Below are 16,856 nucleotides of genomic sequence, written 5' to 3'. Positions count from 1 at the left end.
AACGCCAAGCTCATCCAGATGGGATTCTCGTCTCTCGCGGAGAGATACCACGCGCTTAAGTCTGAGTGAACCGCCCGGTGCGGACCCGCATGCCGGGTGGTGTGGGAGGCGGGGCCGGTAACGACCCCGCCTACCCGATTTTTGTCAAGCGGCTCAATCCGTTGACCCTGAGTGTGCCTGATCTCCCGCTTTTCGTCCTCACTGGCGTCCACCATTATCCTTGGGCGCAACGAATTGGCGGCCTCGTCGTCGTCGCACCCAGGCGCCGCGAATCGCTTGTTGCCAACGATAGAGAACGAGGTGGCGATCGGGGCGCCGGCGCTGTCCATCATGTAATCGGACCGCGAGTCGCTGCTCGATGAACACGGGCTCTTGCCGCTGTCGTACCGGAAACCGATCTACCTGAAAAGGATGCTGTCCCGCATGAAACTCCACCTGGTTGTCCCCGTCTTACTGACCTGGCTTACGGCCGGCGTGCCGGCGCACAGTCTCATCGTCAGTAGCCTGAGATGCGAGTACCACGCGAATCCTCAAGGCCTTGATTCCGCGCGGCCGCGGCTGACATGGACCCTGGCGTCCGAGCGACGTGGCGACGTCCAGACCGCGTACCGGATCCTGGTCGCCAGCCGCCCGGCGCTCCTTCGGCGGGGCGTGGGAGACCTCTGGGACTCGGGACGCGTGGCTTCCTCGGAGACTGTCCTCATTGCCTACGGCGGGCGTCCATTGCTGAGCCGGGAGAGGGCGTTCTGGACCGTCCGGGCTTGGGACCGCAACCGCCGCCCCTCCCCATGGAGCGCGACCGCGCAATGGACGATGGGCCTCCTGAAGGCGTCGGACTGGAAGGCGCGCTGGATCAGCGCGCCGGCCCCGCCGGAGAAGCCCGGGCCGGCGAATCCGTTCGCCGGCCTCCGCTGGGTCTGGATGCCGGGCGAGGATGCGCTTTCCGATGTCCCGGCCGAGACACGCTACTTCCGTGGCAGCTTCACGCTGCCGGCGGGACGAGTGGTCAAATCCGCCCGGTTCCTCATCACGGCCGATGACAGATTCCGGCTGTTCGTGAACGGGCGCGTGGCCGGACACGGGGACCTGTGGAGCCACCCGGAGAGGCTCTCCATCGAGCCTATGCTGCGGCCCGGCGTGAACACGCTGGCCATCGAGGCGACCAACAATGCCAGCCAGGCGGGGCTGCTCGGCCGATTGAGCATCGCGTTTTCATCAGGGCAACCGCTCGAAATCCCCGTAGACGAGACGTGGAAGGTCTCCCGCATGGCGCCTTCCGGCTGGACCGACGCCGGGTTCGACGATTCCGGCTGGCCCCGGGCGGCGGTCGTCGCGCCCGTAGGCGAAGGCCCGTGGGGCATCCCCGGCCAGCCAGCGGCGCTGCGCCTGCCGCCGTCCCCGCTGCTCAGGACCGGCTTTCAGGTTGACCGTTCCGTTCGGCGCGCAACCTTGTACATCACGGCGCTTGGCCTTTATGAGGCTCGAGTGAACGGACACGCGGTCGGAGGTTTCTCTTTCACGCCCGGTTGGACCGACTATCGCAAGCGGCTCAGCTACCAGACGTACGACGTGACAGCGCTGATCGGACGCGGCCGCAACGTGCTGGGGGCCGTACTCGCCGATGGTTGGGCATGCGGGTATGTGGCGTTTGGCCGAAGGGACTTGTACGGTGTCGGGCGTCCGCGCCTGCTCGCGCAGTTGGAACTGGAGTACGCGGATGGCTCGCGGCAGACGGTTGGCACCGGCCCCGCATGGAGGGGAGCGTACGGGCCCATCCGTGAGGCGGACATCCTGATGGGCGAGACCTACGACGCCCGTACTGCGCGGCCCGGCTGGGATACGGCTTCCTTCCACGATACGGCCTGGAAGCGCGTGGAGGTGCGACCAGCCTGGCCGGCGCCGCTGACGGCTTATGCGGGAGAGCCGGTGCGCCGAGTGATGGAACTTGCCCCCGTCCGCCGCACGCAGCCCAAACCGGGCGTCTGGGTGTTTGACATGGGCCAGAACATGGATGGCTGGGTCCGGCTGCGCGTCAAGGGCCCGAGGGGGGCGAAGGTCACGCTGCGCTTCGGGGAGTTGCTTAGCCCCGACGGTACGGCTTACACGGGCAACCTGCGCACCGCCCGCGCCACCGATGCCTATACTCTTCGGGGCGTGGGGACCGAAGCCTGGGAGCCGCGCTTCACGTACCATGGGTTCCGGTACGTGGAAGTCGCGGGCTACCCAGGGACGCCCTCATTGAACGCCATTCGCGGCGTCGTCGTCAGCTCGTTCAGCCGGGAAGCCGGTCGGTTCGCGTCCTCGAGCCCGGTGCTGAACAAGCTTTGGAAGAACATCGTCTGGACGCAGCGCGACAACTACATCGAGATCCCGACCGGCTGTGCCCAGCGGGACGAGCGCCTCGGCTGGACGGGAGATGCCCAGCTTTTCGCCCGAACCTCGACGGCCGCCATGGACGCGGCGCCGTTCCTCACCAAGTGGATGGTGGACCTCGACGACGACCAGCTGGCCAACGGCGCCTTCCCGGACGTGGCTCCGGACGTGATGGGCGGGGGCGGTTCCTCGGGCTGGTCGGACGCCGGGCTCATCATCCCGTGGACCGTCTATCAGGTCTACGGCGACAGGGACATCATCCGCCGCCACTGGCCCGCGATGCAGCGGTGGATCGCCGTGCAGGAGAAGCTCAGCCAGGGCCTTCTGCGCCCGGCGGCCGGCTATGGCGACTGGCTCAGCGCCGGTGAGAACACGCCGCTGGACGTGATCTCCACCGCCTGGTTCGCGCATGGCGCTTCGCTGATGGCGAAGATGGCCCGCGTAATCGGACGCCCGGAAGACGCGCTCCGCTACGACGCCCTCGCGGCGCGCGTTCGGGACGCCTTCGTCAACGCCTATGTCACCGCGGACGGTCGCGTGAAAGGTGAGTCGCAGACCGCCTACGCGATGGCGCTCGCCTTTGACCTCCTGCCGGTTGACCGGCGAGCCCGCGCGGTGGAGCGCCTTGTGGCGGATGTTCAAGCCCATAACGGCCACCTGACCACGGGTTTCCTGGGGGCTGGCCTCCTCGCGCCTGTGCTCACCCGCTATGGACACGCGGGCCTTGCCGCCCGCATGGTCCAGCAGCCGACCTATCCGGGGTGGGGCTACCAGATCCGCCAGGGCGCCACCACGCTTTGGGAGCGGTGGGACAGTTGGACGCCGGAGCGCGGCTTCGCCGATGCGTCCATGAATTCGTTCAACCATTTCGCCTTCGGGTCGGTGGGCGAGTGGCTCATCCGGGGGGTCGGCGGGCTCGACACGGATCCCTCGCAGCCCGGCTTCCGCCGCATCATCGTCCACCCGCGCATCGGCACGGGGGTGCGTGAGGCGGCCACCGCCTACGACTCGGTGCGCGGGCCGGTTTCCGTGCACTGGAAGGCTGAATCCGGCCGATTCCGCCTGGACGTCAGCATCCCGGTGAACACCACGGCGATCGTCACCGTGCCGGCCGGCCGGCCGGCCGACGTGACGGAGTCGGGCAAGCCCCTTTCGCGCATCGGGGTGCGCGCAGCGTCGTCGGGCCGCGGCGAAACGACGGTCCGGATCGGCTCCGGCACCTATCATTTCGTGGCGGTGCGGCGGTGAAATCGTGCCCGCGCCGGGAGGAGCGTCCCGTCCCGCCGCCGCCATCATGCCGCTCCGCCACAGCCGTGGAGGCCCCGCCCTGTAGTGTTGTTTAGTCCCACATGATGCATTCCCACGCCCGGCATTCGCGCGGTGGTCGATTCATTGTATAAGCGGCTATGATGGAATCCATAACGCAAACAAGTGAATCTCCTCCGGCCAGGGTGGTCTTTTCCGGATTTTCTTGCCAAGCGCCTGTCTCTTCCATGCCAAGCACAGCGGAAAGGAAATCCGTATGTACCCGAAATATCGTCTGCTCGCCGCCGGCCTCATCTTGACCGGTCTCATATTCGTTTGTCTGCCTGCCTCCGCCCAGGTACTCACCGGCCCCGCCGGAGTGAACATCCAGGGCCGTCTCACGAAGGCGGATGGCACCGCCCTGCCGGATGGTCCCCACACCATCAGCCTTTCTTTGTGGGACGCCGCCTCGGCCGGCGCCCAGAAGTTCACGGAAACCCTCACCGGGGTGTCGACCGTCTCCGGCCTGTTCAGCGCTCAGCTCGCCACGCTCACGCCAGGCGTCGTGAACGGGAGCCTGTGGGTGGAGTTCCAAGTGGATGCCGATCCGCCCATGGCGCCGCGGGCGCCTCTTACCAGTGCGGCCAGCGCCCTGAAGGCGAACACCGTCCCCGATGGCGCCATCGGCTCCGCGCAGTTGGCCTCGGATGCAGCGTCGCTGGCGAAAGCCTCCGGTGGGGCGCTGAACGCGGTCAGCGGCAACATCGGCGTCGGCACCACCAGCCCCGGAGCTCAGCTGCACGTCAATATAGCCGGGGGCCCTGGCGTGGGCATCTTTTCGGGCGACCTAGCGCCGTTTGGAGCCGCACCTTTCGAGACGAACCTGAGCGGACCTGCAACGCACGCATGGTACGCGGAGAAAGGAGCCCGGGTCTACAGCGTCACCGGGGGTGGACAGGGCTACTTCAAGGGCAGCGTCGGCATCGGAACGATATCACCCCTTCAGACGCTCGATGTCATCGGGCGCATGAACATCGCCAACGGTGTCATCCAGAAGGGCGGCGCCGCGATAGACACCACGAGCGACCTCGGCCTCTACTCGCAGGTCGGAGGGGACTCCATCCGCTTCGTGACCACGGCGGCCCCGTTCCAGTTCTACACCGATGGCGGCATCGGAACCACCCCGATCTTCAGCATCGCCGCCAACGGCAATGTCGCAGCCACAGGCTCCCTCTCCGCTAATTCCCTCACTATGTCCTCCGCCACCATACCGACGCTCAATGGAAACGTTTCGGTGACCGGCGCCCTCTCCGCGGGTTCCCTCTCCGTAACCTCCGCCGCCATACCCACGCTCAGCGGAAACGTTTCGGTGACCGGCGCCCTCTCCGTGGGTTCCCTCTCCATGTCCTCCGCCACCATACCGACTCTCCTTGGGAACGTTTCGGTGACAGGCGCCCTCACCGCGGCAGGCGGCCTTAAGGCGAACGCCGCGTCAGGGATCAGTGCCGGCAATACGCTCGAGTTCGGTGCGGGGGTCGCGGGCAAGGACGTGAACGCCGGCAAGATCGGCTACGAGACGTTCACGGCCGACTCCCTCGACATCGTCGGAGCCGGTACCACCGGCCTCAGCCGCAAGATAAAGTTCTGGAACGAGGGCGGGGCAACCTTCGCCGGCGAGGTCTTCGCGCCGGTGGTCACTATCACGGGCGGGTCCGACGTCGCGGAGCCCTACAACGTGGCCAATGCGGGCGATGTGAAGCCCCTGCCCGGCATGGTGGTGGCCCTGGATGCCGACCACATCGGTTGGATGCGCGTCGCCTCCAGTGCGTATGACAAGGCGGTGGCCGGGATCCTCAGCGGCGCCAATGGCATCGCACCTGGCATCACCCTCCGCCAGACCGGGACGATTGCCGATGGCGCCCTTCCCGTGGCCAGCATCGGCCGCGTATGGTGCTACTGCGACGCGGATGCCAACGGCTCCATTGTTGTCGGCGATATGCTGACCACCTCGGACACGCCGGGCCATGCCATGCGAGCGACCGACCGCGAACGCCGCGATGGGGCCGTCATCGGCAAGGCGATGTCACCGCTGGCATCCGGCAAGGGCCTCGTCCTTGTCCTCGTCTCGCTGAAGTAGAGGACATGACGATGACAATCAGGTACTTCCATCCTTCCATTGCGCTGATGGCGCTGGCGGCCCTGCTTTTCGGCGCGCCGGCCGCTCGCGCCGCCGTGTGGTATGTGGCCATCACGGGTAACGACGCCAATGCCGGCACGCTTGCGTCGCCGTTAAGGACCATCGGCAAGGGCATCGCCAAAAGTACCAATGGGGATACCGTGCTTGTGGCCGATGGCACGTACAACGAGACTAACCTGGACTTCGGGTCAACGAACCTCGTGCTGCGGTCCCAGAGTGGCAACCGTGCCGCCTGTATCCTGGACTGCCAGCGGCTCGGGCCGGCCATTCGCATCGCCGGCGGACAGGCCTCGGCGGCCGTCAGCAGTATGACCATCAAGAACGCCTACGCCACGACCAACCATATCGGCGCCGGGTTGTACATACGCTCCAGTACTGTCTCCGTGACCAACTGCATCTTCAGCGGAAACGAGTTCCACGTCTTGGGACTCGGCGCGGATGCGATCTATGTGGATTACGGGGGGAATGCCGCCATCGCGGATTGCGGTTTCTCCGGCAACGGCGGGTATACCGGGACCGTTCTTGCCCTTGCGGCCGGCAACACCACCGTGAAGAACTGCACGTTCTCCAACAACACCACGAGCGCCATCGGCCACTTCGGCGGCGCCTGCACGGCCACGAGATGCACCTTTAGCGGTAACTTCGGGAACGTTGGCGGCGCTATGGACATCCAGGGTGGCAGCATGACGGCCACCGGGTGTTTGTTTCTGAGCAACCAGTCAGTCAACTTCAACTCACAGATCTTCCTCTCCCCTGGCAGTCTGACGCTTAACGACAGCCTGTTCGTGGGAGCCACGAGTACGAGTATGGCGGCGGAAGTGCAGGGCGGTGCAGCCTCCTTCACGAACTGCACCTTTGTTGGAGCCAGCGCTCTCCTGCGGGTCCAGGTTAACGGCCAGATCGCGATGGCGAACTCAATCGTCTGGGGCGCCTCGGTCGCTGTTTCCGGAGTCTACGCATTGTCTGGAACGACAGCCACCGTCACGTACTCAGATGTGAGTGGCGGTTATTCCGGAACCGGCAACTTCACCCGGGACCCCGTTTTCGTGAATGCCGCCGCCGGCAACTACCGCTTGCAGTCCACCTCGCCCTGTATCAACGTCGCCTCCGCGGCCGCGCCCAACCTGCCCGCCATTGACCTGGACGGCGCACCTCGTATTATCGGGGCCGCGCCGGATATGGGCGCTTACGAGTTCCTGTCCTCCACTCCCCCTTTGTGGTTCGTCGACGCGGGCCTCGGCAACGACACCACCGGGACGGGCTCTCCGTCAGCTCCCTACAAAACGGTGACGAAAGTCATCAGCGTGGCCGGTCCCGGGCAAAGCGTCTACATCATGCGGGGCAACTATGGGTCGGACAGGCCCCGCATTACCAAGTCCCTGCGCTTCTATAACTGGTTCGACACGGGATGGGCGCGCATCGGAAAGCCGTGAATTTTGACGATCAGCGGGTATGCGCCGGCGCCTATTTCTGGTACGCCAGGCGAGTTGAGCCCATGGGGATGACATCGCCGGCATCCGGCGAGAGACTCGTCCTTGTCCTCGGCTCGCCAAGGTAAGGGGAACACTGTGATGAAACCATATATCAGGTATTCAACCGCGTTCGCGGCGATGATCGCGCTCGTGGCCGTGCCGGCATCAATGGCTGCGACGTACTACGTGGCCACCACGGGCAATGACGCCAACCCGGGCACCGCCGCGTCGCCGTTCCGGAACATCCAGAAAGGCGTCAACGTGGCCGCGAGCGGCGATTCCGTGCTTGTGGCAGGCGGCACCTATATCGAAAAAGTCTCCTGGGGCAGCAAGAGCCTTTCGCTGGCGCCAAGTGGCTCAGCGGCGCCGGTTCTGGACGGCGGAGGAGCGGTAACCTGCATGACTCTGAACAATGTGCCTGGTACGGCCAGCATCAAAGGGTTCACCATTCAGAATGGCAATGGAACCCTCGCCTATCCTTATCTCGGCGGTGGGATGGCGCTCTTCCACAGCAGCCCGGCGGTGAGCAAGTGCCTTTTCCAGTCCAATCAGGCCGGCCGCGGCGGCGGAATGTACAACGAAGACTCATCTCCCGCGCTGACGGACTGCACGTTCGCGAGCAACTCCGTACCGTTAGCGTCTACACTCCCGAACGGGGGAGCCGTGTACAACGATCGCACAAGCTTGCCACACGTCAATCGGTGCTCCTTCATCGGCAACTATGACGCCGACGGTGGCGCCGGCATCTCCACCACTGGTGCGCTTGTTACGGCCACCAGTTGTCTGTTCGCTTCCAATTTCGGGTCAGCGATAACCAACGTCTCAAATGCCTTGGCCGTGGTGACCAACTGCACCTTCACCGGAAACGGGGCCTACGCGATATACAATCTAAATGGCGGGAGCGATTACCGGACCACCGCGACGGTACTCAACAGCATCATCTGGGGGAACGGCGGCGGAATCCTTGACGACGTTATCGCCAACGGCGCCTCGTTTGTGAACACTTCGGATATCCAGGGCGGTTTCGCCGGAACAGGCAACATCAATGTCGATCCCCAGTTCATAGGCGGATTGAACTACCGGCTGCAGACCACCTCACCCTGTGTGAACAAAGGCAACGCTAACGCTCAGAATCTGCCCGCCACCGACCTCGACGGCGCACCGCGCATCCTTGGCCCGGCGCCGGATATGGGGGCGTACGAACTGTGGACGGCCGGTACGGGCGCCTGGTTCGTGGACACCTCGGCCGGCCTGGATACGAATACCGGCTCGCCACTCGCCCCGTTCAAGACAGTGGTGAAAGCCGTTGGCGTCGCCTACGCCGGAAACAGCGTCTACGTCATGCAGGGCAACTACGGCACGGACAAGCCGCGAATCACCAGGTTCCTGCACCTTCGCAACTGGATGAACACGGGATGGGCGCGCATCGGAAAGCCGTGAATCATCCCGATATGGGGGTATGCGCCCGGGCCCTTTTCTGGTAGACCAGCCGAATCGAGCCAATGGTGATGACATCGCCGGGTTCCAGGCGTGCGCTGGACACGGGACGGCCATTCACGATGGGGAGAGCACCGAGTGTCACATTATGCAATGTGCGCTCGGCTCCGGCAGTCTCGATGACGGCGTGCTCCGGCAGCAGCTCAGGGTCATTTTCGATGACGATCTCGCACCTGGCTGAAGAGCCGATGCGCGTGCGCGGATCCAGGAGTTCATACTGCGTGCCGGCCATCGGTCCCTGCGAGATCGTCAGCCATGCATCCCGCCGCTTTTCATTGGCCCATTGGATCGCGGCGCCTGTTGTGATCCCCATCAGGACTATCGCTGCTCCGCGCGCAGCCGTATCACTACCGAAGACCGCGAATACCGGATTGATGAGAAGGCCGCCGGCGATCCCGCCAAGAGCGCCGCCAATGAGACCGGCCGCCAATCGCGCTCTTCGCGCGCTCCCAAGCCGCTGCGCCAACCCGACGAAGGCGCCGGCCACCGCCCACGCCACGGCCGCGACAGGTATGAACGCCAGCGGACCGGACGCGTGAAGTCGATCGAGCGCCGAGATCGCGGTGTGGCCGATCCATCCCGAGAGGATGCCGCCCAGTGCTCCGAAGCCGAGGCCGACCGCGCCCCGGCGGGCCGCCTTGCGCCAGTCCAGCTCAACAATATGCTCTGCCGCACATAAACAGCACCCCAGGATCGCGAAACAGAGCGGCATCCATGGTCCGGACGTTAGAGTATCGTCGGTACGCCCCGCCACGGCTCCGTGCAGGCTCGACATCTCGGAGACTCCCCACGCTATCAGGCCGGCCGAGAGGCCGTGGAGTCCGGCCTGTCCCGCCGATCGCCGGGAATTGCTTCCCGGCCGCTCCCGGCGGGAGATCGGCGCGACGCCCCAGGGATCAATTCTCGATCCCGCGGCGTCTGCGCGGGGCGAAACCGGACGTGATCGATCCGACTCGCTTAACAGGTCATCGCGATTGACGACGAGACGCGCCCCGGTGCGCCGCTTCGTTCCCGGAAGCGGGCACGGGAGCAGAGGGTTCTCGTCATCCAGCTTTACCTCAACGCGATCGTCACTCATGATGCTGCTCCGAAGCCGCAACCAGGAACAGGACGCATTCGGTTCGGCATCTCACCGTATCGTTATGTCCAGATCATCCTGCCGGATGGTGAGGCCCAGGAAGATGTCCAGGTCCGTGGCTTTCTGCCGGCGGGCCGTGGCGTCGAAGGATATGTCCGGTTCCGCCTGCAGGACATTGAGGTTCCCGATGGGGAACAGATGTCGGTGTTCGGTCGCCCAGCGGCCCGCCGCCAGGTTCAACGCGCTTTGCGGGTTATACACTCGATACTGGATCATGTCACCGATCTGAACGATCACATCCACGAGCGATTCACCGGCGGCCCAGTGATCGCCGATGCAGATGTAGTTTCCGAAGTTGGGATGCCAGATCGGAGTTTTGAGCACGCATTTGGGTTTCTCGCGCGGGTATTCGGCGTGCAGGTATATCTCGGCCGTGTGGAGATCGGCCCGGATCGGGCGCTCCTCGTGGCTGTCCCATCGAAGGCCGGGCACGCGGTAGGTGACGACATAGCGCTCCGGCGGCACTTGTCGGGATGCCGGCTCCACCGTCACGTAGGGGTGTCCAATAAACTCGTCGCGGATTCTCTCATAGTCCGCCGTCAACCGCATCATCCGGGGGTTCACTTCGCGAATATCCTTCTACCTTCGTTCGTGCGCCATTTACCATCCTCTGCTTTCTATCGGCGCTGCGCGCCGGTAGTCAGTCGCCGAAGAGTGCGATGGCGCATTGGGGTCTGAAAGCCCCAGCGTATCACTGCCATTTTGATGGATATACATAATCCAGAAGGCTATTATTGCCACTACGACCATCGCCACCCACAGCAACCTGAGGTCGATACCCGTTGTACCGTCGGTGTAGCGCCAGGCGGGATGGTCCTGAATCGGCTCAGGGTCCGCGAACCGCGGCAGCGGGCGCGGCTCGGGACGGGCGGCGCTGCAGCCGAAAGTGGTGCACCCGCTGTTCCGCCGCCAGCACTCGGCGTGATGACTGACGCCGCATCGCGCACACGAGATCACCTCAGCGCGCGGCTTGATCGTCGTCTGGCAGTAGGGACAGGTCCGGCCGACGACCTTCGTGTCTGCCGCCAGTACCACTTCCAGTCCTGCGAAAGGGCTCGCCGGCGCGCGATAGATGCGTTCAATCTGCGCGTGCACATCCTCTTCCGATGCCTGGGTTACCTTCACCCGGTAGCGGGCGCGGAGCGGTCCAAGCGCCGCATCGACGACCGGGCTGGTCGCGTCGGCGGCAATCACGGCAAGGGTCAAGGAGACTGGCGCCAACATGTATGATTCGCAAAGAGAGGATCGCAACGCGCCGCGAAGTTCATCCGCATCCGTCGGTCCGGTTTCGGCCGCAGGGCCGCCGGCCAAAGGCACGACCGAGCGGGATGGGACCGGCGCTGGGCCCAGTGCGCAGCCCAACGTGGTGCACCCGCCGTTCTGCAACCAGCATTCCCTGTGATGGACGACACCGCAAAGGCGACATTGCAGCGACGGGTCGGACGACCCTATCGTCGACTGGCAAAACGGGCACGTCTCCGCGGCGGAGCGCGCGCCGGCCCGAAGAACTACTTCGACATCCTCTCGCGGCGGGCGCTCTCTCGCGGAATACACCCTTTGAATCTGAGCCCGGACCTCACGGTCGGGCGCCTGGACGACCTTGACCATGTATCGATCGCGGGCCGGGGCCAGCGCTTCTTCCACCGCCCGCCTTGTGGGATCCGTGGCGATAACGGTGAGCGTCAACGAAACCGGTGCGACGCGGCCGGCCTCGCAGAGAGAGGGCGACAACAGGTTGCGGAGAGCACTATCGCTGGATCGGATCATGGTCGTCTATTCGCGTGATGGCTGACGCAGGGCACAGGGTTTACTTCTTTCGTTTGGCGTCGGTGGAGCTTGCTGTTCCCTTGGTATCGGCTTTAGGCGCCGCTTTTCCCCCACCAAGCTGTGCAGCGCCCTTGCCCTTGGACCTTGAGATAACCGGATCTGGAACGAGAGCCGTCAGTTTCGTCTTAAGGTCAGCTTGAAATGGCTTCGGCGCTCCGAACGCTGAAGTCACAAGCGCGTCGCGCACGGCCAGCGCTAGGTTCGACTGATTACCAGCCTGACGAACGGCGTCGCCCAGGAGCGAGGAGGCCTCTTGCTTATACTCCTCCTGGGCGGCCATGTCCTCGAACCTGGTCTTCCGTTGGAGGGCGTTGATCTCACTTGCATACCGATCGAGGTCGCCTGGGTCCAGCAGTCTGGCGCGACGGTACAGCTTAAATGCTGCCTGCTGATCTCCAATGTACTGGAAGGTCTCCCCAAACTCCGCATACCGGTCTGCCTCGCCGCGGGTTGCGAGGACGCCCTGGACGACGAGCGTGAGCGCCAGGGCGAGGATGGCCAGCCAGACCGGGCTCGGAAGCAGCCGGCGCTTCGGTAGCGGCTTCAGAGGTGGTGGTTCGGCAGGGGCCGCCAGTTCCTTGAGGATCTTCTTTCGGGACTTCGGCCCGTAGACATAGTAGCCGGGCATGGGGCGAACCACATACTCCACCCAATGAAAGAGGCCGCGCGCGCCACTGAGGGGATCCACCACCAGGGCGAGGAACCCATCGTGCGCGAAGAAGTTGTTGTGGATGTACACATCGCGATCGGACATGAAAACGCCGAGGCCCGGATGCGTGTGGTACCAGCCGATGATCTGGAGCTCCGGGCAAACGCGGGCCCGCTCTTCGTCCAGTTGCATCCAGGTTTCGTGGGTGAAGGTGAGTTCCGCCCTGCGTTCGCCCGCCGTCCGGGCCGGCAGAACGCCTTCGACCTTGATCTGAATGAACCGCCGACGATGAACGACCGAGCCGAGGAGGATGCCGCCGATCTCCGCGTGCGGCGAAGAGGCGGCGTGCACCAGGATCGAGCGAATCGCTTCCTCGCTGAAATATGCCCTCCGGGTCAGCCTTTTCGGCTTTCCGGACGCCGCCGCGTAGACACCACCTTTGATCGAGGGTGAACGGGGGCCAGGCTCGGCGGCGCCGGTCCGCGTGCCACCCAGACTGATGTCCAACTCTTCGGGTTCGTTCATGGATTCGCAGCCTTGCTTGCCGGCTTTCTGCCGAGAAGCTCCTTTGCCAGATCGTTGCTTGGCAGGCGGAGGTGGTCACCGGGGTGGAGAAGGTTCGGGTCGGCCAGACGGTTCAGAATCCGCACGGATTCCGCGAACCGGGCGTCGCGATACCGGATCTCCGCGATGCGCGAGAGAGTATCGCCAGGTTGAACCACGTAATCGGTGGCCAGGGCGACAGGTTGTTGAACGTTGTTCACAGGCGCTTTCACCGGGTTGACGGGGGGCAGCGCAGAGCCGGGCTCGCCCACATGATGATGGGAAGTGACGGCGGCCGCGCCCACGGCCACCCCAAGGGCGAACCAGGCGGCGGTTGATGCGTACCGCCGCGCCTTTCCGGGCGGTGCGGTCGTGGGAATGTGCGGTGGGTGACCCGCGAGAGAACTGGTTTGCGCGGTATCCTCGGCCGTTTGGTCCACACCCACTACGCTGCCGTCTTCCCAGCGGAACAGCCCGCTCGTGCGGCTGATGGGGTCGACGACGTAGGCGATCTGCCATGGCAGGTTGAAAAAGTGGTGCTGGATGAACAAATCCATGCCCGAGAGGAAAATGCCGAAGCCCGGGTGTGTGTGGAACCAGCCGACGATACGGAGGTCCGGGAACTGCTCATCCTTCACGCGATTGATGTCGTTCCAGGTTTCGTGGGTGAAGGTGACCCTGCTCTTCGCCGAATTCGTGTGTTTTGCCGTGATCGCCGCCACAACGTCCACGCGCGGGTGCGGCCGGTCGTTGGCAAGACCGCCGAGGAGCACGCCTGCCAACTCCCTCGACGTATCCGTGGAGGCGAATCGCTCGATGTAGCGGGCTACGTCCGGCGCCATGTTGATCGCCGGCTTGTCACCCGTCTCGCACGGGTCGGCCGGCGCGACTTTGAGTTCAATCACGGGTTCATCGGACCGCATGACAGCCATACCGCCTCTGTTGAACGAGCCTGAACCTGCGCCGTTTCCCTCTACAGTCTTTACGCATGGGGCGATCCCATCACGGCGTGTTTGTCCCCCGTTAGTTCATAGCAGACTTCCTCCGTGCCGGAGCGAGCGCCGATGATATCGAAGGCCGGAATGCCGATTCCCGCCAGCGTGCGCTGAAGATAGGGCTCGTCGCCGGCGATCATATGTGTCGAGTCCACGGCGCGAACTCCGCCACAGGCAGGGCATCGTGCGTCCCGTTCGGTGATGCGACCCAGCGCGCGGAATACTCCCTCGGCGGTGTTGCATGCCTCACAGCGAAAGGCCACCGCGATCTCGCGGAAGAACGAGAGTGTGGCATCCGGCCCAAGGTCCTGCCTGGCGCGTTCCAGGGCCGCATTGACGGTGGTCTCCCCGGCCCTCCAATCGGTCTCGCGAATATCGGCGTGCGTCTCATGGCTGAGGCAACCTTCGCGGCGCGGGTAGTTTACGACGAAGGAGTCGTGGGTCACGCCATTGAAATAGAAGCCTCTGCCCGCAAGGACGGGGAGTTCCGGGCGTCCGTGGAGCAGTTTCAGCGCTTCCTGGCATTGCATGCCCGCGATCACAGCCGACGTCGTCGGCGTCGTGGGCGTCTTCCCCTCGAGCATCTGATCCCGGGAAAGGAGGTTGCAGGACTTGCGTTTCGCCAGCATGCGGTAGTCGTTTTCGTTCATCGTGCATTCATAACACGCGCTGTCCGGGGGAACGAAGACCCGGACAACGCCGTTGAGCACTTCAATTGCGCCGTCCACCCACGGCCGGTTGACGCGCCAGCAGCTCTGGTTTACCCAGAGCCGCGCCTCGCGATTGTCCAGTCCGCCGATGACAAGGTCCACCGCGCGGAAAACCCCCAGACCGACGTCGTGGACCACATCGCCGACGAAGGGGCGGACTGTGCAGTCCGGGTTCAGATCGGCGGCAGACTCAGCGACGACTTCGGCTTTGAATCGTCCTTCGTCCCGCGAACGGAACAGTACGGACCGCGAGAGGTTGGAGTTCTCGATGCGATCCATGTCCACGACGAAGATGCAGCCGATGCCAAGGAGGGCGAGGTTCTTGACGATCTCGTTGCCGAGCGCGCCCGCACCGACAACCATGACGCGCGCGTTCTTGAGACGTTCCTGATCCCACCACGGAATGAGGCGGAAGCGGCTGTAACGGTCCTCGTCGAATTTCCGGCCAGGCGCCGCCATTTGTTGTGCGGCGCCGAGGCCTTCCGCCGGCGGAGGGTCGCCGCGGAGCTCGATGTGGAGATCGTCGGTCATCGGCCGGCGGTAATCTCGGGCAGAAGTCGCAGCACGTCGTCGTCCCTGACTCCCGCAGCACGAAGGGTCTGCTCGTCGGCGAGTTGGGTGCCGGAGGCCTTGTGCTGGAACTTATAGCTGAGGATCTGGCCGCCAGGATCCGTGGCCGGAAGCTGCATCATATCCACCAGCCGGGCGATGATCCGCCGGACAGGGGCGTCATCGGGAAGAGTCGCCTGCTGTTCCTTGTTGCCGGTTGCGTCCAGTATCGTCACGTTAACTTTGCCCATCGGGTATTCTGCCTTTCAATCGGTGAGATTCAGCGCAATGTGATGTCCAGGTCATCTTCCCTGCGGGGTTCGGATGGCCTGAGCTTGATCGCCAGCTTCGGAGGTCTTCGTTTCAAAGAACGAGTCCGGACCCGGGCGGCGAGAAGAATGACCGCCGCGCCGATGGCGATGGATGGCGCCACCCATTGCGAGCGTGTTCCGTGTTCTAGCGCCGGCGCCGGACCGGCGGCGCGACTTGCCGAAGCGCCGGAGAGATCGATTCCGGCGTGCCGCAGCATGGGATATGCCGCATTGATGGGAACGGCGAACCCCATCCTTTCCCCATTCGTATTGACAAATGTGCGAATGCCAATAACATCCGCCCGCTCATTCAGCAGCGGTCCCCCACAGTCTGCGGTCTTGAGCGCGGCATCCGTCTGGATGTATATCTGGCCGCGGACGAATCGCGGTGCGTTCGACACGACATCGCGCCTTTCGGCGCAGGCAGGCAGAGAGTAAAGCGCCGTAACGATCAGCAGGAGAGAGCGCCCTCGATTCATGTCGGACCTCCCGGAATGTTGCCCAGGTCCAGGTCGTTCGTCTCCGGCGGGATTAGTGGCGTGAGGTCCACAGGCAGCATGGCGCGGTTCTGCTCCGCCCACTGGGCCGCGCGGGTATCCAGTGCGTCCGCGGCGCTGTAATTACGGTACTGAACCATCTCGCTGATACGAAGCAATAGCTGGTCCAACGTTTCCGACGGAGTCCATTGGCCGATGCAGACGCCGCCGTTGTGGTCCGGTGGGAGGATATTCGGGTGAAAGATGGGGGTGAGCCACAGGAGGCGCGGGGGCAGGCGCGGGTAGTCCAGGTGGAGGTATATCTCCATGCGGTGCACGGTCGTAATTGAGGGCGCCGGATCACCGGGCGGCCATACGAGACCGCGACAGCGGAACGTCACCTCGTAACGGTCCGGCACAGTGTTGAGCGGCCGTACTGCTATGGACGGACTGCGGCGCGATAGCTCCAGCAGCCGCTGGAAATCCGCCTGAAGGCGCCGCATCCTTGCGTCGATGCTCATATACTCGTCGCCCCGTGCTAAGCGGACCGTCTACGAACGGACGGCCATTCATCGTGATGTCCGGACCTCACTCAGGAGGCGACGCCATCGCGTCAGAAACACACGGCGGTCCCGGTCTCACGCTTCCTGCGTCAAGGGTCCGTATGTCCCAGGGGAAATTGAAAGTATCGGATAGCGAACCATACCCTATTCCTGATACTATATACTTTATAGCTGACGAGGACAAAGATTCGTCATCCTGGCCCCTGCGAAGCTCACCCGGCGTTACCGGCGGTCCGATTTGCCGGCCTGCAACTGTACGGTGCGCCCACTGCGCGACGAGGGCGCGATCACGAAGACATGGCGCTACTGCG

14 protein-coding genes are annotated in these 16,856 nt (G+C 64.2%); 4 read left to right on the top strand and 10 right to left on the bottom strand.

What is annotated here, in order from left to right:
* A partial coding sequence (locus VGM51_06865; protein ID HEY3412763.1) for a hypothetical protein occupies positions 1–332 on the bottom strand: 332 nt, incomplete at its 3' end.
* Positions 333–423: 91 nt separating this feature from the next.
* Here VGM51_06865 and VGM51_06860 point away from each other — a divergent pair.
* The 4 genes from VGM51_06860 (at position 424) to VGM51_06845 (ending at position 8,727) form a co-directional block, all read left to right on the top strand.
* Positions 424–3,621, top strand: coding sequence for a family 78 glycoside hydrolase catalytic domain (locus VGM51_06860; protein ID HEY3412762.1), 3,198 nt, complete (start codon positions 424–426; stop codon positions 3,619–3,621).
* A 274-nt stretch (positions 3,622–3,895) separates the two neighbouring features.
* On the top strand, positions 3,896–5,755 hold the full coding sequence (locus VGM51_06855; GenBank protein HEY3412761.1) for a hypothetical protein: 1,860 nt from the start codon (positions 3,896–3,898) through the stop codon (positions 5,753–5,755).
* A gap of 11 nt (positions 5,756–5,766) precedes the next feature.
* Positions 5,767–7,248, top strand: a complete 1,482-nt coding sequence (locus tag VGM51_06850) for a DUF1565 domain-containing protein (GenBank protein ID HEY3412760.1) — start codon at positions 5,767–5,769, stop codon at positions 7,246–7,248.
* A 138-nt stretch (positions 7,249–7,386) separates the two neighbouring features.
* The gene (locus VGM51_06845; protein ID HEY3412759.1) at positions 7,387–8,727 is read left to right on the top strand and encodes a DUF1565 domain-containing protein; all 1,341 of its coding nucleotides are present in this window, start codon (positions 7,387–7,389) and stop codon (positions 8,725–8,727) included.
* A gap of 1 nt (position 8,728) precedes the next feature.
* On the opposite strand, the gene VGM51_06840 is transcribed toward VGM51_06845, so the two are convergent.
* The 9 genes from VGM51_06840 to VGM51_06800 are packed head-to-tail and all read right to left on the bottom strand — an operon-like array spanning position 8,729 to position 16,503.
* Positions 8,729–9,862, bottom strand: coding sequence for an FHA domain-containing protein (locus VGM51_06840; protein HEY3412758.1), 1,134 nt, complete (start codon positions 9,860–9,862; stop codon positions 8,729–8,731).
* Positions 9,863–9,913: 51 nt separating this feature from the next.
* The gene (locus tag VGM51_06835) at positions 9,914–10,486 is read right to left on the bottom strand and encodes a ubiquitin-conjugating enzyme E2 (GenBank protein HEY3412757.1); all 573 of its coding nucleotides are present in this window, start codon (positions 10,484–10,486) and stop codon (positions 9,914–9,916) included.
* Positions 10,487–10,522: 36 nt separating this feature from the next.
* Positions 10,523–11,689: an RING finger protein gene (locus VGM51_06830; protein HEY3412756.1), complete on the bottom strand. Its 1,167-nt coding sequence runs from the start codon at positions 11,687–11,689 to the stop codon at positions 10,523–10,525.
* A 40-nt stretch (positions 11,690–11,729) separates the two neighbouring features.
* Complete coding sequence (locus VGM51_06825) at positions 11,730–12,923, bottom strand: Mov34/MPN/PAD-1 family protein (GenBank protein HEY3412755.1); 1,194 nt, start codon at positions 12,921–12,923, stop codon at positions 11,730–11,732.
* On the bottom strand, positions 12,920–13,873 hold the full coding sequence (locus VGM51_06820) for a LysM peptidoglycan-binding domain-containing protein (GenBank protein ID HEY3412754.1): 954 nt from the start codon (positions 13,871–13,873) through the stop codon (positions 12,920–12,922). The genes VGM51_06825 and VGM51_06820 overlap by 4 nt, the downstream gene beginning before the upstream one ends.
* A gap of 50 nt (positions 13,874–13,923) precedes the next feature.
* Positions 13,924–15,177 carry a ThiF family adenylyltransferase gene (locus VGM51_06815; GenBank protein ID HEY3412753.1) on the bottom strand — a complete coding sequence of 418 codons (1,254 nt, stop codon included), beginning with the start codon at positions 15,175–15,177 and terminating at the stop codon, positions 13,924–13,926.
* Positions 15,174–15,446 carry an EsaB/YukD family protein gene (locus VGM51_06810; GenBank protein ID HEY3412752.1) on the bottom strand — a complete coding sequence of 91 codons (273 nt, stop codon included), beginning with the start codon at positions 15,444–15,446 and terminating at the stop codon, positions 15,174–15,176. Before VGM51_06810 ends, VGM51_06815 begins: the two co-directional genes overlap by 4 nt.
* 29 nt (positions 15,447–15,475) lie before the next feature.
* Entirely contained in the window at positions 15,476–15,985 is a 510-nt protein-coding gene (locus VGM51_06805; GenBank protein ID HEY3412751.1) for a hypothetical protein, read from the bottom strand.
* The gene (locus VGM51_06800) at positions 15,982–16,503 is read right to left on the bottom strand and encodes a ubiquitin-conjugating enzyme E2 (GenBank protein ID HEY3412750.1); all 522 of its coding nucleotides are present in this window, start codon (positions 16,501–16,503) and stop codon (positions 15,982–15,984) included. The genes VGM51_06805 and VGM51_06800 overlap by 4 nt, the downstream gene beginning before the upstream one ends.
* Between the last annotated feature and the right edge of the window lie 353 nt (positions 16,504–16,856).

This window comes from Armatimonadota bacterium, from assembly GCA_036504095.1.
Taxonomy (GTDB): Bacteria; Armatimonadota; DTGP01; order JAKQQT01; family JAKQQT01; genus DASXUL01.
The sequence above is the reverse complement of the archived record's forward strand: the minus strand, read 5'-3'. Positions and strand labels throughout refer to the sequence as shown.

What these genes read in the sequence shown, in the direction of transcription:
- VGM51_06850 (HEY3412760.1), top strand. Translation starts at nt 5,767, where the DNA reads ATGACAATCAGGTACTTCCATCCTTCCATTGCGCTGATGGCGCTGGCG.
- VGM51_06845 (HEY3412759.1), top strand. Translation starts at nt 7,387, where the DNA reads ATGAAACCATATATCAGGTATTCAACCGCGTTCGCGGCGATGATCGCG.
- VGM51_06800 (HEY3412750.1), bottom strand. Translation starts at nt 16,503, where the DNA reads ATGAGCATCGACGCAAGGATGCGGCGCCTTCAGGCGGATTTCCAGCGG.
- VGM51_06815 (HEY3412753.1), bottom strand. Translation starts at nt 15,177, where the DNA reads ATGACCGACGATCTCCACATCGAGCTCCGCGGCGACCCTCCGCCGGCG.
- VGM51_06855 (HEY3412761.1), top strand. Translation starts at nt 3,896, where the DNA reads ATGTACCCGAAATATCGTCTGCTCGCCGCCGGCCTCATCTTGACCGGT.
- VGM51_06825 (HEY3412755.1), bottom strand. Translation starts at nt 12,923, where the DNA reads ATGAACGAACCCGAAGAGTTGGACATCAGTCTGGGTGGCACGCGGACC.
- VGM51_06840 (HEY3412758.1), bottom strand. Translation starts at nt 9,862, where the DNA reads ATGAGTGACGATCGCGTTGAGGTAAAGCTGGATGACGAGAACCCTCTG.
- VGM51_06830 (HEY3412756.1), bottom strand. Translation starts at nt 11,689, where the DNA reads ATGATCCGATCCAGCGATAGTGCTCTCCGCAACCTGTTGTCGCCCTCT.
- VGM51_06860 (HEY3412762.1), top strand. Translation starts at nt 424, where the DNA reads ATGAAACTCCACCTGGTTGTCCCCGTCTTACTGACCTGGCTTACGGCC.
- VGM51_06820 (HEY3412754.1), bottom strand. Translation starts at nt 13,873, where the DNA reads ATGGCTGTCATGCGGTCCGATGAACCCGTGATTGAACTCAAAGTCGCG.
- VGM51_06810 (HEY3412752.1), bottom strand. Translation starts at nt 15,446, where the DNA reads ATGGGCAAAGTTAACGTGACGATACTGGACGCAACCGGCAACAAGGAA.
- VGM51_06805 (HEY3412751.1), bottom strand. Translation starts at nt 15,985, where the DNA reads ATGAATCGAGGGCGCTCTCTCCTGCTGATCGTTACGGCGCTTTACTCT.